Source organism: Paenibacillus sp. Cedars (assembly GCF_003184205.1).
Taxonomy (GTDB): Bacteria; Bacillota; Bacilli; order Paenibacillales; family Paenibacillaceae; genus Paenibacillus_AQ; species Paenibacillus_AQ glucanolyticus.
The window spans coordinates 4,678,866-4,702,374 of record NZ_CP020866.1; the positions used below are offsets into that span (position 1 = coordinate 4,678,866).

Annotated in this window: 23 protein-coding genes; 9 read left to right on the top strand and 14 right to left on the bottom strand. The window is 50.6% G+C overall.

From position 1 onward, the window contains the following. The first annotated feature begins 11 nt into the window (after positions 1–11). On the top strand, positions 12–1,520 hold the full coding sequence (locus B9D94_RS23180; protein ID WP_148248069.1) for an ABC transporter permease: 1,509 nt from the start codon (positions 12–14) through the stop codon (positions 1,518–1,520). Positions 1,521–1,600: 80 nt separating this feature from the next. Next, positions 1,601–3,421: an ABC transporter substrate-binding protein gene (locus tag B9D94_RS23185; RefSeq protein ID WP_076152198.1), complete on the top strand. Its 1,821-nt coding sequence runs from the start codon at positions 1,601–1,603 to the stop codon at positions 3,419–3,421. A gap of 410 nt (positions 3,422–3,831) precedes the next feature. On the opposite strand, the gene B9D94_RS23190 is transcribed toward B9D94_RS23185, so the two are convergent. Next, entirely contained in the window at positions 3,832–4,044 is a 213-nt protein-coding gene (locus tag B9D94_RS23190) for a hypothetical protein (protein ID WP_253806018.1), read from the bottom strand. A 121-nt stretch (positions 4,045–4,165) separates the two neighbouring features. Between B9D94_RS23190 and B9D94_RS23195 the strand changes: the two genes are divergently transcribed. Next, positions 4,166–4,309 (top strand): hypothetical protein, encoded by a 144-nt coding sequence (locus tag B9D94_RS23195; protein ID WP_253806019.1) that lies wholly within the window; start codon positions 4,166–4,168, stop codon positions 4,307–4,309. Positions 4,310–4,415: 106 nt separating this feature from the next. On the opposite strand, the gene B9D94_RS23200 is transcribed toward B9D94_RS23195, so the two are convergent. Next, positions 4,416–4,847: a VOC family protein gene (locus B9D94_RS23200; protein ID WP_036641072.1), complete on the bottom strand. Its 432-nt coding sequence runs from the start codon at positions 4,845–4,847 to the stop codon at positions 4,416–4,418. A gap of 92 nt (positions 4,848–4,939) precedes the next feature. Continuing rightward, the gene (locus B9D94_RS23205; protein ID WP_148248070.1) at positions 4,940–5,842 is read right to left on the bottom strand and encodes a putative RNA methyltransferase; all 903 of its coding nucleotides are present in this window, start codon (positions 5,840–5,842) and stop codon (positions 4,940–4,942) included. A 446-nt stretch (positions 5,843–6,288) separates the two neighbouring features. On the opposite strand from B9D94_RS23205, the gene B9D94_RS23210 reads away from it, so the two are divergent. From B9D94_RS23210 to B9D94_RS23220, 3 genes are all read left to right on the top strand, one after another. Next, positions 6,289–6,798 carry a DUF6773 family protein gene (locus tag B9D94_RS23210; protein ID WP_228030064.1) on the top strand — a complete coding sequence of 170 codons (510 nt, stop codon included), beginning with the start codon at positions 6,289–6,291 and terminating at the stop codon, positions 6,796–6,798. A gap of 22 nt (positions 6,799–6,820) precedes the next feature. Next, a complete protein-coding gene (locus B9D94_RS23215) occupies positions 6,821–7,018 on the top strand; it encodes a helix-turn-helix transcriptional regulator (protein WP_036641069.1) in 198 nt (65 codons plus the stop codon). A 186-nt stretch (positions 7,019–7,204) separates the two neighbouring features. Further along, positions 7,205–8,656 (top strand): erythromycin esterase family protein, encoded by a 1,452-nt coding sequence (locus tag B9D94_RS23220; RefSeq protein ID WP_148248071.1) that lies wholly within the window; start codon positions 7,205–7,207, stop codon positions 8,654–8,656. 142 nt (positions 8,657–8,798) lie between these two features. On the opposite strand, the gene B9D94_RS23225 is transcribed toward B9D94_RS23220, so the two are convergent. Then, positions 8,799–9,467: a DUF4097 family beta strand repeat-containing protein gene (locus tag B9D94_RS23225; RefSeq protein ID WP_148248072.1), complete on the bottom strand. Its 669-nt coding sequence runs from the start codon at positions 9,465–9,467 to the stop codon at positions 8,799–8,801. Positions 9,468–9,628: 161 nt separating this feature from the next. Then, entirely contained in the window at positions 9,629–10,117 is a 489-nt protein-coding gene (locus B9D94_RS23230; RefSeq protein WP_036641064.1) for a DinB family protein, read from the bottom strand. A gap of 117 nt (positions 10,118–10,234) precedes the next feature. On the opposite strand from B9D94_RS23230, the gene B9D94_RS23235 reads away from it, so the two are divergent. Continuing rightward, positions 10,235–11,182, top strand: coding sequence for a helix-turn-helix transcriptional regulator (locus B9D94_RS23235; protein ID WP_148248073.1), 948 nt, complete (start codon positions 10,235–10,237; stop codon positions 11,180–11,182). Positions 11,183–11,893: 711 nt separating this feature from the next. Here the strand turns inward: B9D94_RS23235 and B9D94_RS23240 are convergent. Genes B9D94_RS23240 through B9D94_RS23275 form a run of 8 tightly spaced genes read right to left on the bottom strand, consistent with a single transcriptional unit; the run spans position 11,894 to position 20,104 of the window. Next, positions 11,894–13,057 (bottom strand): N-acetylglucosamine-6-phosphate deacetylase, encoded by a 1,164-nt coding sequence (locus tag B9D94_RS23240; RefSeq protein WP_148248074.1) that lies wholly within the window; start codon positions 13,055–13,057, stop codon positions 11,894–11,896. Next, complete coding sequence (locus tag B9D94_RS23245) at positions 13,050–13,838, bottom strand: glucosamine-6-phosphate deaminase (protein ID WP_148248075.1); 789 nt, start codon at positions 13,836–13,838, stop codon at positions 13,050–13,052. The genes B9D94_RS23240 and B9D94_RS23245 overlap by 8 nt, the downstream gene beginning before the upstream one ends. Before the next feature lie 17 nt (positions 13,839–13,855). Continuing rightward, on the bottom strand, positions 13,856–14,884 hold the full coding sequence (locus tag B9D94_RS23250; protein WP_006208497.1) for a Gfo/Idh/MocA family protein: 1,029 nt from the start codon (positions 14,882–14,884) through the stop codon (positions 13,856–13,858). 50 nt (positions 14,885–14,934) lie between these two features. After that, positions 14,935–15,945, bottom strand: a complete 1,011-nt coding sequence (locus tag B9D94_RS23255; RefSeq protein ID WP_148248076.1) for a Gfo/Idh/MocA family protein — start codon at positions 15,943–15,945, stop codon at positions 14,935–14,937. Next, positions 15,942–16,808, bottom strand: a complete 867-nt coding sequence (locus B9D94_RS23260) for a sugar phosphate isomerase/epimerase family protein (RefSeq protein ID WP_036641053.1) — start codon at positions 16,806–16,808, stop codon at positions 15,942–15,944. Before B9D94_RS23260 ends, B9D94_RS23255 begins: the two co-directional genes overlap by 4 nt. A 57-nt stretch (positions 16,809–16,865) precedes the next feature. Then, on the bottom strand, positions 16,866–17,690 hold the full coding sequence (locus tag B9D94_RS23265) for a carbohydrate ABC transporter permease (protein ID WP_006208494.1): 825 nt from the start codon (positions 17,688–17,690) through the stop codon (positions 16,866–16,868). A gap of 57 nt (positions 17,691–17,747) precedes the next feature. After that, positions 17,748–18,713: a carbohydrate ABC transporter permease gene (locus tag B9D94_RS23270; RefSeq protein WP_006208493.1), complete on the bottom strand. Its 966-nt coding sequence runs from the start codon at positions 18,711–18,713 to the stop codon at positions 17,748–17,750. A gap of 29 nt (positions 18,714–18,742) precedes the next feature. After that, the gene (locus B9D94_RS23275) at positions 18,743–20,104 is read right to left on the bottom strand and encodes an ABC transporter substrate-binding protein (RefSeq protein WP_063478740.1); all 1,362 of its coding nucleotides are present in this window, start codon (positions 20,102–20,104) and stop codon (positions 18,743–18,745) included. Between the two features lie 194 nt (positions 20,105–20,298). On the opposite strand from B9D94_RS23275, the gene B9D94_RS23280 reads away from it, so the two are divergent. Together B9D94_RS23280 and B9D94_RS23285 are read left to right on the top strand one after the other, a co-directional pair. Beyond that, complete coding sequence (locus B9D94_RS23280; RefSeq protein ID WP_148248077.1) at positions 20,299–22,167, top strand: sensor histidine kinase; 1,869 nt, start codon at positions 20,299–20,301, stop codon at positions 22,165–22,167. Then, positions 22,145–23,209 (top strand): response regulator transcription factor, encoded by a 1,065-nt coding sequence (locus tag B9D94_RS23285; RefSeq protein ID WP_148248078.1) that lies wholly within the window; start codon positions 22,145–22,147, stop codon positions 23,207–23,209. Before B9D94_RS23280 ends, B9D94_RS23285 begins: the two co-directional genes overlap by 23 nt. A 16-nt stretch (positions 23,210–23,225) precedes the next feature. On the opposite strand, the gene B9D94_RS23290 is transcribed toward B9D94_RS23285, so the two are convergent. Next, the gene (locus B9D94_RS23290; RefSeq protein WP_148248079.1) at positions 23,226–23,438 is read right to left on the bottom strand and encodes a hypothetical protein; all 213 of its coding nucleotides are present in this window, start codon (positions 23,436–23,438) and stop codon (positions 23,226–23,228) included. Positions 23,439–23,509 lie beyond the last annotated feature (71 nt).

Sequence of the window (23,509 nt, forward strand, 5' to 3'; positions counted from 1 at the left end):
CAGGTGTACTCATGATCAAGAAGCTTCTTTCTAAACAAGAAACCAAACACCAGCTGAAATCCTCACACGAGTACAGTCAAGCCAGCTTCACATGGGTTATATCTTTGACCTTAACGGTGATCCTGCTGCTGAACAGCTTTGATTTCACTGGGGGAACCATCAAACCGTGGGTGTTCACTGCCTTTGCAGTGTACGCACTCTTTACCATCATTCAGATGATCATTACGCTGCTGATCCGAAGAGATCTTCGAAGCCAGGGAGAAATCCGGCGCTCCACGAGGATTCTGGGTTACATCCAGCTGCTGAGCATCGTCACAGGAAACCTGTTTACCGTTACTTTCGGTTTCAATCTGATCAAGAAACAGAAGCCGCCTGAATATACGATTGCCGTCTATATGCTGTTAACCCAGCTGTTTGTCATCGCCGTATCGGCACTGAATCTGTTCAAGCCTTACGTCTCGAATACATTCCTGCCGGCAATGGGCGCGCTTCTCATTATTGCAGTCATTCAGCTGATCGCGCTTATACTCGTTGCCCGATATGTAACAACGAATTATGCACATCCCAAAATGGCCTGGCTTGCCTTTCCGGTCATTCTGACCGCGGTGACGGGTAATATTTTTGCCCTGGTGCTCGGCATCAACCTGCTAGCGAAGATACGCAAGAACGGCAATCCGGCGATGACCCGCTGGGGCGACGTGTGGGTGAAGCTTACAGCTAACCAGACGGCCATGTCTGGACTGTTCTTTGTTGTCTTCCTGTTCTGTCTATCGGTAAGCAGCCTGTTCACCTTCGATTACAGCATTGCGATTGATAACAACTACAGTGCCATTCTGCAGCCGCCAAGCCTTGCTTATCCATTCGGTACGGACAACTTCGGCCGGGATTTGTTCTCCCGCATCGTATTCGGAGCCCGGATTTCGCTGATTGTCGGATTTGCCTCGACGGCGATCCCCGTTATCATCGGCGGCGTTCTGGGTGCCATCTCCGGCTATTATGGCCGTCATACCGATAACATTATCATGCGATTGCTGGATGTGCTGTACGCAATACCGGGCATCCTGCTTGCCATTGCGATCATTGCTGCATTCGGAGCCAACACCGTCAATCTCATTCTGGCACTCAGCGTAGGCGCTATACCGACATATGCAAGAACAATGAGGGCGAATGTGCTCCTTGTCTCCACCTTTGAATATGTTGATGCAGCCAGAGCCTTCGGCTCCAGCAATTTTTCGATTATATTCAAGCATATCGTTCCTAACTCGCTCGCTCCCATGATTGTCAAATCCACATTGACTATCGGTGCAGCCGTCATCTCGACGAGCAGCTTGAGTTATCTGGGTCTCGGCGTTGAGCCGCACATTCCGGAATGGGGGAATATCCTCAAGATCGGAAGCACGTACCTTGAGACGCATTCCTACCTGGCCATTTATCCGGGCCTTGCCATCATTGCACTGGTGCTGTCCTTCAACTTCCTTGGGGACGGACTGCGGGATGCGCTTGATCCTAAGCTGGATTAAACCTCCAGCAAGTAAAGCACACTAACTTTGGTTTCAATAATATTTTATATATATTTTTACAACTCAGGAGGGTATCCACAATGAAAAAGAGTTCCTTGCTGTTACTGGTCCTCTCGCTAGTCATCGTACTGGCCGGATGCAACGTAACAACCAAAGATGATGCACAGCAAAATCAGCAAGAACCATCCGATACAGCAGCAGATACATCCGCTGTGAATATTGAACTTCTTGGCATGAGCTCCGGCGAATCGGATATCAACATCATTCGCGACCAGCTTACAAAGAACGGCTTCAACGTGAAGCTGAATCTGCAGCCGGACTACGGCAGCTACAAAGCTCAACAGGATGCCGGTAATTATGATGTCGCACTGTCCAGCTGGACGACCGTGACAGGCAACCCTGACTATGCAGTTCGTTCCCTGTTCAAAACCGGCGGCGACTACAGCATTATGTCCGACGAAGAAGTGGACAAGCTGATCGACCAAGCAGCAACACAAACGCCTGAAGACGCTGCTGAGACCTACAAACAACTGGAACAACGTCTTGTTACAGACAAAGCTTACATCGCTCCGCTGTACATTTCCCTGAAGAGCCAAGCGTTCAACAAGGATGTGCTGGACGAAAACTCTGTCCGTCTCTCGAAATCCCGCTCCCTTCCTTGGGAAGCTGTTGATTTCAAAGATCAATCCAAGCGCGCTTCGCAGCCGCTGATTCTGTCGCAATCGATCTCGGAACTGACTTCGCTTGATCCGATCAAGGGTAATGACGGTTCCATCAACATTATCAATACCAACATGAACGTACGTCTGATCAACCTGACCGATGATGACAAGATCACGTCCGAAGGTTCGCTGTCTTACAACCATGCCATCGGTGAAGGCAATTCGGAGTACTACTTCATTCTTAGAGATGACATTAACTTTGCCAAAATCACGAACAAAAAAGCCGAAGATTCCGGCGAACGCGTAGGCGCAGACGACGTTATCTTCTCCATGAACAGAGCCAAAGACAAAAATTCAGTACCTGATCATCGTACCTACACGCTTCACGAGCACATCAACACCGTTGAAGCTGTAACGGATCTGAGCGTTCTTGAGAACACTAAAATATCCGGAAGCGGCGACAGTGTTAAGAATGCTCTTGAAGCAGGCTTGGATACCAAAATCACTTCCCTGGTCAATGACAAGAACCAAGCAAGCACGAAAGACGGTAAATACCAGGTTATCAAATTGACTACTACAGAGCCGTTCCCGCAAGTACTGAACTACCTGGCTCACCAATCTGCGGGGATCGTATCGAAGAAACAAGTCGAATCGATCAACACATATGACGTTGAGAAGTTCGATGTGAACAAAGACATCCCATATGGTGACCAGAACACGGTAACCGAAGGCGACAAGTACAACAATACGCTGTATGCAAGCGGTCCTTACATCTTGTCTTCCAAAACGGATTATGAAGCGACCTTCTTCAAAAACCCTGGTTACATGAAGGGTACAGAGCACGAGCCGAAAATCGAGCAAGTGAAAATGCGCTTCATCAAGGATGCGGACAGCACACTCTCCGCTCTGCGCAGCGGCGAAATTCACCTGTACTACGGCGTGCCTGAAACAAAATACGATGTGGTTAAAGGCGACAGCAAGCTGAAACTGCAAACCATTGAGAGCAACGCGGTATCCTACTTGCTGTTCAACACGAAGAACCGTGATGTGGCAACAAGCGATGATCTGAGAAGAGCGGTGCTCTACTCGATCAACCAGGATGAGATTTTGACTTACTACAACAACAACAAAATCAAAGCCTACTCCACCGTCAGCCCGATTGTCAAAACCGGCAACGAACTGGTAGCCGACCCGGCGAAGGTGAAGGAATTCTTGAGCGCATATAAAGCGAGCAAGTAAAAAAGAGGACGACATTAGCGAAAAGCTGATGTCGTTTTTTTTGATGCGAGGTTATATGCGCCCCTTAACTTCTGATTCCCTTAGCATCGCTATATTCGTGGGTAGATCTTTGCATCGCTCCGTCTGTTTTTTGTATCGCTCCGCATGCGGATGATTCTTCCGATCTCTGTTGCCCCCAGATTTCTATGAATGAATGGGCTGATGTAGAAATCCGGGTGCGGTTTACGCTTACGATGCAGCTTTCTTTCAGAAAGCTTTCAGGAGACTGCTGTCGCTTCTCCAGAATCATTCCGCCTTCTCCGCTGGAGCAATCCTTTTAGGTAGTGCGCCACGGCTCTCTTTTTTGCACCTTTGACAAACTACGAAAGTCGCGTGATTATCTATGATGCGCAGCTAATGTCGTCCCTTTTTTATATACGCTTGATATCGTCTACAAGCTCGGGCAAGCCTTCAAGGAAATAGTGATCGTCACCCTCGTATGCCCGGGTGACGGCCTGGGGAAGCTGCTTCGCGTAGTGCTGAGCGTGCGTAAACACCACGGGATCGCGGCGGGAGTGGTACAGGTATAAGCTGGATATGCGAGGCAGCAGGTTGGCAAAAGAATCCGGCCTGGATTGATCCATTTTTGATCTGCGTCATGGGCCGTTATAGAATCTTTTACCTAATGTCCAGCGATAAAACGCAGCACAGCTGCTGATCGAACTCCTTAATCTGTATGGCTTTCAGGCGGATTCCTCCTTCCTCGTGAAAGTGGACTCTGCCGAGAAGAACAAGAAGGTTATCGAGCTTAAGGTAAGCGGCAAGACACTATTCATCGACCCGCTCGTAGCAAGTCCTACCGGACATGTCCAAATCTATTACAAGTGCTGGGATGGGACCCGGGCCTAACCACAACGGGAATATCATAATGGTGGTCACTCCACTGGAATGAGAAGAATCCCTAACGGTTTTCCGTTAGGGATTCTTGCATTGTTTCCTTTTGGACGCTCAGCTTCTAGCCTTTTACTTCTACTTCCGTTGAGATATTCCAGTTAATGCCGTATTTGTCCGCAACAATGCCATAGGCCGGGCTCCAGAAGGTCTCCTGAAGAGGCATGACAACCTGTCCGCCCTCCCGGAGTGCTTCATATACTCGTGTCGCCTGTTCCGCTGCATCCGTCATAATGCAGATCTGAACCTGATTGCTGGATTGAACCGGTTGTCCAGGAAACGTATCTGATAACATCAGGATCGTATCCCCAACCTGAAGCGTAGCGTGAGATACGCGATCCCGTGCATTCTCCGGCAGCGGAAAGTCCGGGTTAGCCGGCATTTCACCAAAGGTTTGAAGCATAATTACATGGGCATCCAAAGCCTTCTCATAGAATTGAACGGCTTCCTTAGCATTCCCGTCCATATAGAGATACGGATTCATTCGAAGTGTCATACGACTAGTCAACTCCTTTTTCTTATAATAGGCATCTACTCACATTATCTCCCAAAGGAGCACAATAGCAAAACATAAATTCCCGAATCTAACTACCAGAACCTCTGGTTCTTCTTCCAGCCATAGAGAACAGTCAAATCCACGGTTATCCCCATCTCTTCATCCAGCGTCTGCCCAATGACTTCCGGGGAACCCCCCCAGGATAACGGCGTCATGTGGATCAAGTGTCTCATCTGCCCGGAATCCAAATCGACGCGATACTGAATCCGCTCGGAATCCATCCGGTCAAAGTGACGGCCAAACAGCTTCATCGTGCTGTCATTGGAGTAACTCGCTCTGCTCGTCTGTCTGTAGAACATCTCTCGCAGCTCCTGCAAATAACCGCTTCCCGGAATCACCTTCACTACCATTCCATCATCTGCAAGCATTCGACCGAACTCGGCGTAGTTGGAGGGAGACAATATATTCATAATAAAATCGAACTGCTTGTCCGCGAACGGGCTATTCGCCAGATCTGCCGTACACCAGATATGTCCGGGTGCATTTCTTGCGGCCATCATGATGCCTTCTTTGGCAATATCCACGCCAACGCCAAGCACGTGTTGCTCCAGCTGCCGCTTCCCAAGTTTGTTCGTTATACCAGTTAGATGGGAACCCTCTCCACAGCCTGCATCCAGTATCTTCAGCTCCATTCCTTCTGATTTCTCTGCTTGAAGGATCCGATCCGTAATCCGCTCCATCATCGGGTCAAAAAAACCGCTGTTGTTTATCCGTTTTCGGGATTCGAACAGGGCCTTATCATATTTTGTTGTGACTGCATGGGAGAGCAAGTTCACATGCCCTTGCTTGGATATATCATAACAATGGCCCTTCTCGCACACTACACTTGCCAATCGTTCAACTTTCATGGAACAGCCGCAGATCGGGCATTTGAACATCTGCTCATGAATCGACAGCAGTTTCGCTTTTTGCAACAACTTTTCATTTTTGGACACAGCCCAATCATCCTTTCCATTCGTTATGACGAAATGAAAAAGGCACAGATAAATAAACTCTAGCCATCACTCTTTTTAAAAATGGCCGAGCTTATACGATCTGTACCTCACATTAACGTAAACGAATGTAATGGATCATGGCATCGAACACGCTCCTATCCTCTATTTTGCGTGGGTGATATGCGCCCAATAACCATTTTAACATGAGGACAAAGGATGTAAACCCGCTGCTCACTGTTCCTCTACATAGCAAAATATATCAAGAAAAAGGCCAGCCGCTACGGTAACATGCATGGATAAGATATACTTCTTTTTTTTGTTCATGTTAATTATTTTAATCATAATGACATATATATATTGCAAAATGACGTAAATACCATTACAATTCAGGTATTCAGGAAATTTCAGGTACTTACTCTTTAGAGAGACGGAAGGGATTGATGGATATGAAATGGTTTAAGAGAAACGCTGTTGAGGATGAGCGCATCGTCAATATGAAGAACAAATTATACAAAGAGGTATACACCTTGATCATGGTCATCTGCAGTATTTCTGTCATTATCAAGTCTTTTATGCTGACCACAACGGAATCCGTTCTGCTGGAAATGTTGATCATTATTGGAGGAAGCTTATATTTCGGCATCCGAAGCGTGACGCTGGGAATCTACTCCGATGAGGTAGAGATTCACGACCAGAAGAGCAAGGTTTCGTTCAGTAAGCGTACTGCGATCTCGGGTCTTGTTATCGGTGTCGTACTCGCTCTTTTTTTCGGTATCCGAAGTGCGGTCTTGTACGGGAATGGCAACAGTTTAACCGAATGGAAGTATTTCTTCATCGTTTTCCTTGTTTCGCTGATCATCTATCTCCCGCTCTTTGTTGTCATGAATTCTGCGATCCACTACGGTGCCAACAAGGTCAGCCGAAGAATGTCACAGAACGATGAGTTTGATTCGTAGAAAGGTATCAAGGTGAATTGGCATGAAAAATATCAAACTGAAAATGGCAAGGGTCCAAAAGGATCTTTCACAGGAAGAATTAGCCCAGATTGTCGGCGTCTCGAGACAGACCATCGGATTGATCGAGCTTGGCAAATATAATCCTTCCCTCAGCTTGTGCGTGGCCATTTGCAAGGCTCTCTCGCGTACTCTCAATGATCTGTTCTGGGATGAAGACTAGACTGGCAAGGCGTTTATTTGGACCATCAGACCGTATTCGTGACTATGTTAAGGAGGGGATGCCAAGATCAATTACCATACCCAGGGCACAGAAACATCCTGACGAGTTTTTTTTACTATGTATGTTCAACAATTAAATACCGTTCATTTAATCCAGATCATCCTATAAGGAGTGACTTCATCTATCATGCCATTACATAAAACAAGCAAAGCATTCACCTTGTGCCTGCTCACCGCCTCCATCCTGGGCACATCCCTGATCCCTGACGGAAAAGCGTACGCTTCTCCCCCGGATGCCATCCAAGGACAGGTTACAGAAGTTAAGACTGCCCGAACATCGGATGAAAAAATAGCCGAGTGGGGGAGCTGGGCCAAGGACCACGCATACCGCTTGGATACGATACAGCCCGCGGGTACGAACAACGGAACCACTCCGTTCAAGGATCTGGCCATGCTGAAGCCTTTGCTGCACGACAAACGCTTTGTATTCCTGGGGGAGAGTTCCCACGGCGTTGCCGAGTTCAATCTTGCAAAAACCCGATTGATTCAGTTCCTTCATCAAGAGATGGGATACCATGTGCTGGCTTTTGAGAGCGGTCTCGGAAATACCTCTCTCGCATACGGCAGAGCTGGACAACAGAGCGCAGAGCAAACCATGAAAGATTCCATCTTCGGCGTCTGGTGGTCCAAGGAAATCATGCCATTGTTCGAATATATCAAAACCTCCCGAAAGAGCGAGCAGCCGCTCGTATTGACAGGTTTTGATATACAGTTGCAAAATCCTTTGTTTGACGGAGCGTGGCTGAAGGATAAGGTTATGGCTGGGCGTCTTGCGGAAGCGGAGCAGAAACTCTCCGGCTACTCCGCTGGTACAGATCTTGCAGCTTACCGCCAAGAGAAGAAGCAGCTCATTCAAGTTTATAAGGACGCTCTGAAATCTTTGAAAACAGAGGCTAACGAGGCTCATCTGAAGCTGCTTTATCCGGATAACCCTAAGCTGACCACGCTGCTGGAGAGAAGCTTGAACGACCGGATTCGGGTTGCTGAGGAGTATGTGGAAATCTCCATCGAGTCTACGCTTGGCATGGAAAGCGGCGACTATACCCCGTTCCTTAAATCGATGGAATGGCGAGATCAAGCGATGTTGGATAACCTCATGTGGCTGGCTACCGAAGTGTACCCTACCGAGAAATTCATCGTCTGGGGACATAACGATCACATCCGTAAGGCTCAGACCGAAGTGATGGGCTCTCCGTATCCGGTTGCATTAATGGGAGAACAACTATCCGATGAGATGAAAAAATACAGTTATGTCCTTGGACTGTACCCGGCCAGCGGGCAAACCGCGGATAACATGGGCAATGTGCATGACGTTCTGCCGGCAGAGCCTGGTTCCATGGAATCCATTCTGTCAGCTGCAGGCGCACCATATACCTTCATAGATCTGCGTTACAGAAACCATGAGGCCGGAAACTCATGGATGTTCGAACCGCGGTTTGCCTACAGCTGGGGCATGATTCCAGAGAGCTTCGTGCCCCGTGATCAATACGACGGCATTCTGCTTATTGATAACGTGAAGCCGCCGGAGTATATAAGATCATCCGCTTCGTCGAAGTCTTCCGCACCTGCTGAGGATTAATATGCAATCACCCTTATTATTCTAGTTATCACTGGTGTTAAACCATTGCGTGCAATATCCCCCAACTGTCCTTTTTCCACAGGGTTCAAAGAGATCCATGACTCTGGAAACAGGACAGACAAGGGGATGTTTTTGCGTTATTTTATTGTATCGTAATGTTTCCCGAGCCGGTTTTGATCTTCACTTTATTGGTGCCATCTCCTGACCGGCCCTCGGTCTTGCGATTGCTTTCACTTCTGTCCTCCAAAGGGAGAGAGACAGACCGGCGTCCGCTCCCCGATTGCAAGAGCCATTCGGCATTCGGGGTTTCTTCTCCCAGCTTCAGGTTGACGTTTCCGCTTTTGACCGTCACATCCACATCATGATCGATACTCGTAAAGGCCAGCGAGATGTTACCGCTCTTTCCTTTTAATTGCAGGATCTGGCTTTGCAATCCGGTACCCGTTACATTGCCGGAAGAGCCCTCTATCTGAACTTTACCTGCATAATCCTGCGGAATTCGAACCTTAAGCTGCGGCATCCTGCCGATATTCAACATGCGGGTGATGTCATTGTCTAAATGGATCTTTACTTGGTTGTCGGCCTGATCCACAACGGCCTTCGCGGGTTTGTTATGGCTGAGCAGCAAAACTTCCAATGCTTCCACGTCCGCTGTCTCCACATGCAAGCTTGTGCTGCCATGCTCAATCTCTACTACTTCAATTTGCTGTAGAGATACAATCTGGGTATCTTCACTTGCACCGTTTGAACTGCATGCACTGAGCAGAAACAAACTCAGGACCCCTAATATCGCAACTGTATATCGTTTCATCTCTATCTCCACCCCTTATCAACGTTGATGCCATTATATTAGGTGACGTTACGTCATCTTCAAGCATTTTTTTCTTCCCTTCAAAAAACACAAAAAAAACACCGCCTCATAGCGGTGTCTCCTCCCGTGCAAGAATGGAGCTTATTCGGGTTAGCGCTTATCTAATATAAATCGAACATATTCACTTCATAACCCTGGGCCTTCAGGTAATTGAACATCTGAGCCCGGTGGTGCTGGGCGTGCGTAACGATTTCAATCAGCCACTTGGCTTGCGTGGAGCCATGCTCCAAGTAGAAGGGCTTGGTTTTTTTCTGCATAAACTCTTCATCTGTCAACCCGCTCATATACGACTTTACATCCGCAAGTCCCCTGTTCATCCAAACCATAAGCTTGTCCTTGTCCCCGCCGTCAGCGGCAATACTCGCTTCAAGCTCTCGAATCTGCTCTTCACTATTCTCCTGCAAAATCAATAAATCGGCAGCAGGCACGGATACGAGATGGTGCACCAGTTCTTGAAGCGACCTCATATTATGAGCCGGCTTGTAATCCCAATCCTCTGCCGAAATTTTGGCAATCAGATTGGAGGTTGTCTTCACGATGTGCTCCAGTTCCTCGAACAGCAGCTGCTTCATTTCCTTTAAATCACTCATTTGTCTTCACTCCTCTTTCTTATTTGGGGTTAGGGGAACATCTAGGTTCTAACATGAGTATAGAGTATAATAGTGACAACTATTGTCATAGTTATCAAAGAATACGGAGCTGATATTATGTCCAAATCCAAACGTCTCATGGAGCTGATGATGACCGTAAACCGGATGCGGAAATTTACCGTGCGACAGCTGGCTGATCAATTCGATGTGTCTCCCCGTACGATACTGCGAGATCTTCAGGAACTGAGCGAGCTTGGAGTACCGCTGTATTCGGAGGTAGGTCCGCACGGCGGGTACCAGGTGTTGAAGGAGCGGATCCTTCCTCCGATTGCCTTCAGCGAGGAAGAAGCCGTTGCGATGTTTTTTGCCAGTCACGCCTTGCGCCACTATCTATTTCTTCCCTTCGAGGCCGAGTCTTCTACCGCACTTCAGAAATTTTATTATTATATGCCGGGTGACGTCCGGGACCGCATTGACCAGATGAAGAACCGGGTGGATTTTCTAACGCACACAAGACAGCAGAAAGCCGAATATCTTGGAGTTCTGCTGGAAGCATCCGTGGATCAGCGGGTGGTTACGATGCAATATGAAACGAAAAACGGCTATTCGGAGCGAACCATCCAGCCCGTAGGCATCTATGCCAGCAACGGCTTCTGGTATTGCCCCGCATATTGTTTTCTACGCAGGGACTTTCGTCTGTTCCGTTGTGACCGAATGCAATCCGTCGCTAATGATTCAACCGGAATCGAGCCGCTCGACCACCGTCATATCCACCTTGGAAACTGGGAGGAACATGGGTCAGAGAAGCCTGTGTATATCCGGATGATTGTCGATCTGAGCAGGGAAGGCGTTCGGCGCTGCGAGTCCGAATTATGGCATGTTCCTCATATGGATATAACGCCGGATGGAAGCGGACAGCTTAACCAGAACGTCCCCAGCAGCGAGCTTATGTATTTTGCCAAATTTTTTATCGGCTTAGGGAATGAAGCTACCGTGAAGGAGCCGAGTGAACTGGTGGAGTGCATGAAGGGGATATTGAACGAGATTATAGCGAAGTATGACTAGAGGAATGGATGAATGTTGATAAACCAGCCTCATAAATAAAAAAAACGGCAGGAGCTTGTTCACCACCCTTCCCAAGGTTCTGCAGAAGCCGCTACCGGCAGAGTCTGCCTATGCTTAGACTGTTGACTCTTCGTCTATTCAACACGGTGAAGCGCAGCAAGCGCGGACTCACGGTCCTTGAGGAAAGTGTTCATTTCTTACGGGCCCATCATTAGATATCCTAAGAAGGTATAAATAAAATAAGATAATAGCGCAAGCACGTTGCAAGCGATTAATAGGAGGTCCCTGTTCGAATCGGTTCTCCCGTAGGAACGTATGGATAATACGATACCGAATGGCGGGATAACGACAGTAGAAAGAAGGCCATAATAGTGGAACCCGTGCCCGTCACGGACAAACAGAACCTCTATGATGAATAAGATAACAGGCAAAATGAATGTACAGGTGGAAACTTTACGTGCAGCGGAAACTTTCCGATTCAGTGTGATAACCTCCTTTTGCTTCGCTGTGATAAGGATCGAACCATGAGAACATCATATAACTCCTATGTTATTCCCTATTCTAAACTATCCCCGCACGGAGGTCATGCATAAACTTTCAAGCGTATATTCGTGCAGAACAACAACAATCCCCGCCAAAGCAAACACCCAAGGGTTCATGTCTGCTTGGCAGGGAATGGTTCAGTTCTTTGTCTCTACTTAATTAAATCCGTCAGCCCTCCGCACGATATACCGAATGACCGCCTTTGACGGTCTCCAGTACGCGAAGGCTCCCCTCGCGCTTCTCGAGCAGCACGAAATCGGCCCTTGCTCCTCTCTTCAGCCCATCATAATCCGCCAGCCCCATCGCCTGCGCCGGCAGCATTGAAGCCATATCCCAAGCTTCGGGGAATGAACACAGTCCCGACTCCGCCAGCCTCTGCACCGCTTCGAGAAGCATCATGGCTGAACCGGCCAGCAGTTCAGGCTTGCGGGCAAGATGCAATCGGCCTTCCGGTGTTAAGATGACGTCGCCACCGATATGGGTCTCGTATTCTCCTGGCGGCATCCCGCTTAAATAGACGGCATCACTTACGAGCAGAGTTTTGGTCAACTTGGCGCGGAGAATCACCTTGATGACCGAATCCGGCAGATGATAACCGTCCGCGATCATACCTGCCCATAACTGATCTTGCGCAAGCTGCTCCCATATGTAATTCGGATGGCGCGGCAGCGTCAGATGCGCACCATTGCCGAGATGAGTAGACATGGTCGCTCCAGCAGCCACCGCTTCCCGGATTTGCGCAGGCGTAGCGGCGGTATGACCGATGGATACAACGATTCCCGATGAAACGCACTTTCGGATAAAATCCGCAGCATTCGGCCACTCCGGCGATAACGTGAGGATACGAATCCGGTTCCCCGAAGCTGCCTGCCATCTTGTAAACAGTCCCCAATCGGGAGCCTTGATAAACCGGGAATCATGCGCTCCCCGGGGCCCTTCCTCCGATGAAATGAACGGTCCTTCCACATGAACCCCGCCAATGGTTGAACCGACCCTTTCATCCTCCAGGCAAGCCGCGTCGATAACACGAAGGATTTGTTCGATTTCATCATCGCCGTTGGTAATGACGGTTGGGTAATACAGCGTTACGCCCTTCTCCCATAAACGCCGGGTTACCTGAATGACCGTATCCGTTGTGAGCGGCAGCGAATTCAAATCATATCCATAACCGCCGTTAATCTGAAGATCGATTAATCCGGGCGCGATCCATATCTTCTCTTCGCCTTCCCCAGGCAGCAGGCTGTCTATTCGGCCATCAGGGCTCCATGTTACCTGAATCCGCTCTTCCGATGCATAATGAAGGCCTGTGCGAACACAACGCTGGCTATCCATTCCGGATATCCCCGTACGAATCCCGATCCACGTACAGCGTGCAATCCGGATGCTGCCGAAGTATACTCGCCGGGCAGGCTTCGCTTATTTCGCCGTACAGCGCCCGTTGTACCGCCGCTCGCTTGCTCGCACCGGGAACAACGCAGAACAACTGGGCACCCGACATTAAAGCCGGGATGGTAAGTGTCAGTGCATATTTCGGGACCTCCTCCAGATTGGCAAAGCAGCCATCGTTCACCTGCTGCTGTCGGCAATCCAGATCCAGCTTGACCTGCTTCACCCATAACGGATCGGCAAAATCAGCCACCGGCGGGTCGTTGAAGGCGATATGCCCATTCTCGCCAATACCCAGAACCACCATATCGATCGGTGACTCGCGAATCAACCGGCCATATCTCTCGCATTCTGCTTCAGGATCATTCATGCCGTCTAGTAGATGCACTTCCCCTGGAGATACCCGATCAAACAAGCTCCGGGAGAGGTAGCTTCCGAATCGCTGAGGCGCAGACCGGGGCAGACCGATGTATTCATCCATATGAAAAGCCGTTACCCGGCTCCAGTCCAATCCCTGCGATTGAACCAGCGCTGCCAGGCATTCATTCTGGGAGGGGGCAGCCGCAAATACGATTCGGATACGCTCCTTCTCAGCCAGAAGGCGCTTCATAGCCGCATGGATATCCGCGGCTGCCGCCTTGCCCATCGCTTCGCGGTGATCATGAACACAGACCCTCAGCCGATCTCTAATCTCTTCCTGAACAGGCTTCATGCCGTGCTGGGACATGTAGATTACCTCCATTCTTACAATGCCGGCGTTCCGGTCTGCAGTTCGATTTCCTTGCGCTGCCGGGACGCTTCATAGGTGCCCAGAATAATCTCCAGTGAATGTCTGCCTTCCTCCCCGGTAACTACAGGCTCGCGGCCTTCGCGTACGGCATATGCCATATCCTGAATTTGCAGACGGTGACCGTCAGGTATTACTTTGAACGGCTCGAATTCGGGCAGCTGTACCGGCTCCCCTTCGATCTCCAGGGACACAATCGTATCTTCTTCAATGACGAGCACTCCCTTATCCCCATGGATTACTAGCCGCTGCCCTTTACCGTCGCGGGCCGTTGTTGTTATCTCCAGAACGCCGAGCGCGCCATTCGCAAATTCAAGTGTCGCGATGACCGTATCCTCGACTTCGATATGGCGCAGGACCGCCTTCGCCTTTGCCGATAAGGAGGCAACCGGTCCAACGAGCCATTGCAGCATATCCACGGTGTGAATCCCCTGATTCATCATCGCTCCCCCGCCGTCCATCGCCCAGGTCCCTCTCCAGCCTGCACTGTCATAATAGGCCTGATCACGGTACAGCATGACATACGCCGAGCATAAACTGAGCTTTCCCAGCCGTCCTTCCGAGATGACCTGACGGGCATATGCTGCCTGCGGAGACATCCGGCGTGGAAAGACGGTGGCGAGCAGCACGTCGTTCGCTGCGCATACCTCAATCATGCGCTCCACATCGTCTAGCCGGATCGCCATCGGCTTCTCCACCAGCACATGTTTGCCCGCCTGCGCAGCCATCGCTGTCTGCTCTGCATGCATGCCGCTTGGCGTGCAGATGCAGACCACCTCCACATCACCGCGCGCAAGCAGCTCTTCCATACTGCCGCATATATCTCCACCATACTTTTCAGTCAGCTTGACGGCTGACTCCCGTTTCGTATCATATACGGCGGCAAGCACCGCTTCCTCCGTATTTAGGATGCCCTGGGCATGAATATCCGCAATAATGCCGCAGCCAATCAAACCGAATCCTACCGGTGACTTTTTCTCTGTCATGTTGTCCGTTCCTCCTCCATTACGTTCTGGTCTGCAAGACTGCGCCTTCCCTATTCCCGGCAGATGATCTGCGCTCCCTCGTCTGCCGCTACAGTAGCCTCCGAAGCAGTGTAAATATCATGATGAGAGATCAAGCCGCGTTCTCCCTCCACCCGATTCAGGAAATCCTGCGCAAGCGAGAACGGCGGCGCCTCCAGCGGCACAGAACGCAGCTCCTGATTGGTGATAACCAGCACAACCTCGTCTCGCGACAATAACGGATCTCCTTCAAGCCGAATTTCCGCGATGCCTGACGTACCCGTAATGAATATTCGGCCATCTCCCCAGGTCCAGCTGCCTGCCGGCGTGTGCCAGTCTGCGTAGAGCTGTGCCGTTATGCCGCCATCCATAAACACCTGAACGCCTGCCGCATCACAGAAGGTCGGGTATTCCGGCAGGATATGCTTCGCCAGATAACCGGATACCGTCTTCACTTCCCGGCCTGTCAGCCACCGCAGCAGATCAAAATCATGAACGAGGAGATCATTCAGAATGCCGCCGGATTGCGTTCTGTCAAAATGCCATGCCGGACGGGTAACCGGATTCAGCCGATGCGGCTTGCGCATCGAAATATGAACGATATCCCCCAATTCGCCGGACTGGATCAGCCGATGGACAGTATACATGGAGGAACGAAAGCGCTCGGTCAGCATCATGCCCACCTCAATCCTGCCGCGTTCCAGGACGCCGTGCAGACGGCTCAGCCCTGCGCGATCCGTCACTGCAGGCTTGTCGATCATAATATGTTTACCGCGCTGCTCGCACAGCTCGATGACGTCAATCTTCTCACGGTTGATCGCCGCGCAGCCGATGACCATCACTTGTTCATCGGCGAGCAGCGACTCCCGATCCCCGATCAGTTCCAAACCATACCGCTCGGCAAGCGAAGAGGCTAATACCGTATGGTCCGGTTCATATAACCCGGCGCATTCCCATCCAAGCGCCTGCATCTCCTCAATAAATATGCCGATATGGGCATGCTGGCAGCCGATAATACCAAATTTCCGTCCGTTCCCCATCATCCCGCCGACACCTCCACAGCTTGCAGCCACTCCCTGATGATCCTCAGATCATAAGCGAGCCGTTCCTTCGGCGGATAAGGCGCTGCGCATTCCAGCGTCAGCCAGCCCTTGTAGCCCTGTTCCCGAAGCCCTCGGAGCAGCCCGCTGTGGTCCACTTCTCCTTCACCCAGCCGGCACTGCAGGAAGAATTCTTCCCCGTGACGAGTTACATTCTTGAATGTCCCCGGGGCCCCTCCTTGCCCGATCCGCTTCTCATCCTTGATATGCACATGGAACAGGCGGCTTCCAAGCTGCCGAATCGACTCTTCCCCAAATTCCGTGTCTGTGATGTACATATTCCCCGCGTCATGAATGAGGCCGACATGCTCCTCGCCGATCATATCCAACAATCGCAGGCCGCTATCCGCGGTTTCCACCAGGCTCTGATTGTGAATCTCCAATACGATGCGCTTTCCTGCCGCACGGGCTTCCGCTGCACATCGCCGAATCCAGTAAGCAGCCTTGGCATAATGATAGTCCTCCGCCAGGAATGCATTCGGCCCTCCCTGAAAGATGCGGATCATGTCCGCTTCCAGTTCCACCGCGCGTTCAAGCAATCCCAGAAACTGATCATAGGCCACGGCACATTCCGCATCTCCGCTTGTCGAGAAATGCCCCATATAACCTGCCAATGCCGGAATCTCCAGACCGTGTCCCTCGGCAATGCTTCTCATCTCGCGGACTCGCGGAAGGGAGCTCTCCGGGCTTAGATGCGGCTCGCGGCTCGCGATTTCGATACCGTCAAAACCAAGCCCAGCCGCAACCTTCATCGCTTCATGAATGCTGTAATCAATGAGTGATCCGCTGAATGCCGCTATTTTCATCTTCTCTTTCACCCTTTCCTCTGTGCCAGACCTTCTCGAATCGTTGAACGAACACTATTATTTAATCCCGGCCATGTTGTGGTTCTGTACAAAATATTTCTCGGCAAACAGGAAGACCAGCAGGATCGGAACCAGGCTGACCAGTGCTGCCGCAATCATAAGCTGCTCATTCCCGGTCCACTGTCCGGATAAGGAGAGAATCCCGATGGGAAGCGTATACTTCTCATTGGAGGTCAAATAAATGACAGGTGTCAGAATTTCGTTCCACTTGCCCATGAACGTAAAGATCGCTAGCGTCGCAAGCGTAGGCCTGGCCATCGGAATAAAAATCCGCATATAAATCTGGAACGGATTGCAGCCCTCCATCTTGGCCGCTTCCTCATACTCTTTAGGTATATTCATGAAAGCCTGCCTCATGAGGAAAATACCAAACGGCTGAGCCAGCCATTCGATGATCCACAGCGGCGTGAGGGTATCCAGCATGTTCAGCTTATTAAAAATAATAAAGTGCGGGATGATGATTACGACCGCCGGAATCATCATCGTGCCGAGCACCAGCACGAACAGCGCGCTTTTCAGTGGAAAGCGCAGTCTCGCAAATGCAAAACCGACCATAGAGCAGGAGATCAGGGCGCCGATAACAGACAATAACGCGACAAAGATGCTGTTTAGCGTGTATCCGCCAATGTTCCCCAGCTTGAACACGTCCGCGTAATTGGACCACTGGAACACCTCGGGGATCCAGCGAGGCGGAACCGTTGTATATTCCTTATAGGTTTTAAGTGAATTCATGAGCGCCGACAGAAACGGCACGATCATGATCAGGGAGCTGATCCCGATCAGTACATATCCGAAACTCTTTCCCAGCAGCTTTTTTCTCATTCATGTCCCTCCTTCGCTCTGACGCTGTTCCCCTGATGCGTTCTCTTGTCAACTCGATCAATCATAATGCACCCACTTCTTCTGGGCTCTAAGCTGTACCAGCGTCAACAGGAACAAAATCATGAACAGCACCCAGGCGATGGCGGAAGCATAACCCATACGCATAAATGTGAAGCCTTCCCGGTATAAATACAGCATCATCACCAGACTGGAGTTGTTCGGACCTCCCGCCGAGCTGATGTCCCCTCTGCCAGTCAACACGTAAATCTGCTCAAACGCTTGGAACGTGGAGATCGTACTCATGATGACAACCAGGAAGGTCGTCGGCGAGATCAACGGCACCGTAATATAGCGGAATTTGCGCAAAGCCCCTGCACCATCTATCTCTGCGGCTTCGTACAAATCCCCGGGAACGCTCTGCAGACCTGCCAGATAAATGACCATGATATAACCGATCCCTTTCCAGACCGCGATGAAAACGAGCAGCGGAATGGCGAGTTTCGGGTCCTGCAGCCAGCCTTGCCCCGCCAGCCCCAGCTTGGCAAGCAGTGTGTTCGCCAGACCGAAGCGAGGATTAAATACGGCATCAGCAACGTACAGGATGACGGTCCATGAGGATATGACCGGAATAAAGTGGGCCATTCGAAACCATTTAAGCCCTTTCAAGCGCTGGTTCAGCGCTACGGCCAGCACAAGCGCCAGGAAGGTCTGAAGCGGCACGAACAGGACCGCAAAATACAGTGTGTTCCATAACGAACGCCAGAACATCGAGTCGCCGGCCATGCGCCGGAAATTGTCCAGTCCGCTCCACTCGGGCGGATTCAGCATATCGTAATCGGAAAAGCTGAAGTACAGGGATGCAGCGAGAGGACCCGCCACAAAAATAATAAAGTGGAGAAGATAGGGGGAAGCCATAAGCAGCCCCCATCTCCCCTCATGATCCCATTTCCGTTTTCGGGCGGGCTTTCCTTTCGGCATCGGATCGGCTTTGAGTGCTGCATTGTCGTTTAGCATATTGCCCATTTCACTCCCGCCTTTCTTCCAGCCTTGTTCTATTTTTTATAGAAATCATCGAGGACCGCTTGAACAGCTGCGTCCGCATCACTTAAAGCTTGATCGATTCCGGTATCGCCCAGGAAAGCACGCTCCGCATTCTCATTGAATTTGCCGACCCATTCTTCCCATACCGCATTGTTGTCGAGCGTCTGCGCGAACTCCAGACTATCCAGGAATGCCTGGCGGTTAGCCGGCTGTTCTCCGGCCTTCAGGAACACTTCGGATTCCGCTACGGATTTCTTCACCGGCACGGCTTCGCCAAGCTCGGTCCATTGCTTCTGCACCTCGTCCTCCGTAGCCCAGTATTTAATCCATTCCCAGGCAGCCGCCGCTTTTTCCTCACCGGACTTCTGATTAATGACCCATGAATTCGCAATCACCGGAGATACCCGCTTCCCGTCCGGACCCTTAGGCAGGAGCGCTACATCATAATTCAGGCCCGCTTCATTCGCTGCCTGCACCCGGGCGTAAATGCCGATCCGCATGGCAGCCGATCCACTTGGAAATACGGCGGTATTGCTCTGGAAGCTCTTCAGATCTACCGGATCCGTAATGATTCCGCGCTGCATGCCGTCAACCATCCATTCAAACGCCTGCTTGTTCTCGGGTGAATGGATGATGGAGTTCTCCGCCTTCTCATCAAGAGCACCGCCGCCGTAGGATTTCATCACGGAGAACCAGCCTTCGGTAATGCTGAAGAAGGTAAGTCCGAACTGGTTGACACTTGCGGCGTCAAAACCGCTGTCCTCGGCCGTTTTTCCGCCCGCATCCACCGTCAGCTTGGCAGCCGATGATTTCAGGTCCTCCCAGGTCCACTCATCCGAAGGATACGCGACCCCTGCTTTATCAAACAGATCCTTGTTGTAGAACAGAACGCCAACCTGAATGCCCTGCGGTACGCCCCAATAGCGCCCGTCTGCGTCCTTGTTGAAATCGAGACCGTAATATTCATCCGCCTTCAGATCCTTGGCTATCCAATCGGTCAGATCCTTGGCCGCGCCGCGCTGGGCATATTTCATCACGTATACGCCGTCGGAGAGCCACACATCCGGTGCTTGACCGGCGGCAATCTGCGTATCCAGCTTCTGATAGAACTGGCCGTAAGGCGCGCTTTGCGTCTTCACCTTAATGTTCGGATGCTGCTTCTCGAACTGTTCGATCAGCTCCTTCATCTTGGCATCGGAGCTGTCGCTGGAATAATATCCGAGCAGGATTTCGACTTTCTTCCCATCGTCGCCTCCGGTACCGGGAGCCGATGTCCCGCCTTTTCCTTCACTGCCACTGCTGCAACCGCTAGCAATCATGGATATCAGCAATAAGGCCGTTAACCAGCTGTAGAACCCTTTTCTCTTTTTCACAAATCCTCGCCCCCTGATTCAATTGAAATGGATTAATGAGATTGTAGTTGATAAGTATCGGCAGCGCCCATGTGCTTTCTTAGCCCACTTGTGATTTCTTGCTGCGGCATCATGTATTTTTATTTACAACTTGTGTTTTTTTGCTACAATGTTCCTTACATTCCCTACTTCAATGCCAGGAAGGCGGAAGAACGATGAACATCCAAGGAATATCCATCGGTAATCTGACCATTAATCAACGCTTGTTCGTTCTGATCATCCTCTTCATCGGCCTTCCTTTCTTTCTGCTGGGCAGCTTCTGGTACCAGTCTTCTACTGAGGCGATTGAACAGTTTGCCGCTGGCGCGAACAAACGCATTATCGAGCAAACGAATGTGTCTCTGGATTCCTACATATCCAATCTGGAGAATTCCACCTATCCCTTTATCCATAACCCGCAGATCCAGCAATTTCTCTCGACCAGCCAGCTCACACCGTATGCCTACTTTCAGCTTGCCACTAAAGTGGAGAACGACTTGTTCGCCCAGATGATTTACGGCCGGTCCGACATCATTGGCATCTCGCTTGTCGCCGATAACAAGCGGCAAATCACCGATTACGAAAGTGCGCCCGGACTGCTTGATATGAGTGAAATCCGCAAACGCAATCTATCCTTCCAGGCACAACTGGACCAATTCAGCGATTTCCAGATCATCGGCCTCAGCCGGGTAGGAAAAACTCCTGCCCTTACCGTAGCACGAAAGCTGTACGACAACTCCTCATTTCTCTATAAAGGCCTGTTGATTGTTGATCTTAACCTGAAGCAAATCGGGGCAATCTGCTCCAACGATTCACTGGGCGGCTTTGACGTCTGGATTATGGGCAGAGGCGGACAGGTCATCTACCATCCAGACTCGAATCTGGTTGGGTCCACCGTCGAACAGGGGCTGTTTGCACGTATTCAGAACCAGAACTCTTCCTTCTTCCGTCATCAAGACGCAGCCTCCAGCACTGAAAAAATGGTTCTGCATGAACGTTCTCAGATCACCGGCTGGACGGTCGTCGCCGATCTGCCGCTGAACAACCTTATCGGCGGCTTGATCACCCAGCGCAATTACTCGCTTGCCGCCGCAGCTATCCTTATGATTATTGCATTGGCGCTTGTGGGCGGTTTCTCCTTATCCTTGACAAGGCCGCTCTCCATGCTGCAAAAATTAATGGCTCGTGTTGAGCGGGGCGATTTTGTTCTTCCTACCAAAATGAACCGGTTCCGCAACCATGAAATGACTGCCGTATTCCAGAGTTTCTACAGCATGACGGGAGAATTGAAGCGGCTCATCCGGGAGGTTCACGATTCCCGGCTGAAGGAACGGGAGCTTATGATCAGGCAGAAGGAATCCGAGCTCCGCTCCATGCAATCCCACATCAATCCGCATTTCTTGTACAATTCACTAGAGATTATTAATTCATATGCCATCGCGGATGATCATATGGATATCAGCCGCATGACGCGGGCGCTTGCCCACATGTTCCGTTACAATATCGGCCATGCCGGATCGGTTGTGCCGCTCCGGGAGGAGATGAGGCATGTCCAGTTTTATCTGGATCTTCAAAGTGCCCGGTTCCGCAAACTGCAGATCGATATAGATGTGGATGAACACGACCTGGATCGCGTGAAGGCCGTCAGGCTCACGCTGCAGCCGATCATAGAGAATGTGTTCATCCACGGATACCGTGGTAAGAAACCCCGCTACCTCGGGATTAGCACCCGTGCGGAGGGACACTATTTTGCCGTCGTGATTCAAGATAAGGGGATTGGGATGAATGCGGAGAAGAGACGGCATATAAGAGGCATCCTGCAAACTCCCGAGAATCCGGAAGACGAATTACGGAGCAACGAGGGGGAGGAACCCACCAGCGGAATCGGTCTCCTGAACGTCCATCAACGACTGCAGCTTACCTTCGGTGCGGAATATGGCTTGCACCTTGTGCAGTCCGTGCCTGATGAAGGCACCCAGTTTGAAGTCAGGCTGCCATATATGACTAGCGAGGAGGCACATCATGTACCGGTTAATGATGATTGACGACGAATATGCCATTCATTTGAGTATGCGAAAGCTTGTCGAAAGGTCCGGTCTCCAGGTTGAGATCACGGGAGAGGCGGAAGACGGGGCTGAGGCGCTTCAGATGCTGGAGGACAGCCGGCCGGATCTGATCGTAACCGACATTTGCATGCCTGAAATGGACGGACTGGAATTTATCCGCCGGGTCAGAGAAACTCATGCACACATGCAATTCATTATTTTGTCCGGTCACGACAATTTCGAATTTGCACGTCAGGCCATGCGCTACGGCGTGTCGGATTTCCTGCTGAAGCCCATCGATCCGGAACAGTTCCATACGACACTTAAACGTGCCTGCAAGGAACTCGATAACCGAAAGGCGAGTTTCTCCCGGCAAACGGAATGGACGCTTGCACAGCAGCGATACAAAACCAGGCTTGCTGAGCTGCTGTGGTCTGTTGAGGAACAGGATGCCTTGGAACTAACCGATGAAATGGTCACCCATTTTGAAACGATGGGACCTATTGGAGTCAGCTTATCACAGTATGCCCCTATGCTGATGCAGGAGTTGCTGTCTGCGCTTGAAGAACGCGGCCTGGTGCTGGGTATGACAATCGGCGAGCACCCGTGGTCGCAGGATGACCGTGCTGCCTGCCGCCGTCAAATGACAGAGAAGATTCAGGAGATGCTTGAGTTAATTAAGGGCTCCAGAAATCTTGGCGCTCACCACAATATTGTGAAAGCCAAGCGGTACATTGAGGAAAACTACGCGATGGAGGATTTGTCCTTGCAGGAGGTGGCAGACTCACTGGGGATGTCGGTGACGTATTTAAGCCGTACCTTCAAGAATGAAACAAATATGAACTTTGTGAAATACCTGGTCCAGATCCGTATGGAAAAAGCGAGGGAACTGCTTGCGGAGTCTGAGCTATCCGCTCAGGAAACGGCCTATCGTGTCGGTTTCTCGGACTATGTCCATTTCAGCAAAACATTTAAAAAATATCATGGCCTTACACCATCCGAATACCGAAAACAATGTAAGGCCATGAATGGAGGAAAATGAGACGGCGGGTGCTTCTTCAGCTTGTTCTCCCGTTCATCCATCTCTCAGCCCTGACAAGAAGCTGCTCAACAAACGCATTCTTCTCGTCGGAATATTGGAGCAGGCCCCGGGCCCCTTGTGAAACGATCCTTCGTTTGATCTCACTGACTAACCCCTGCTGTTCATCGATAAACCATTCCGCCCACTGCTCATCATAGGACTCCAAATGAATGGCTTCATCAATCGTCATGATGGACCCTCCTGAAAGCGCTGTAAGTGTGTGCCAGGAATTTCGATCCCAAACCGTATGGACTGCTCCAA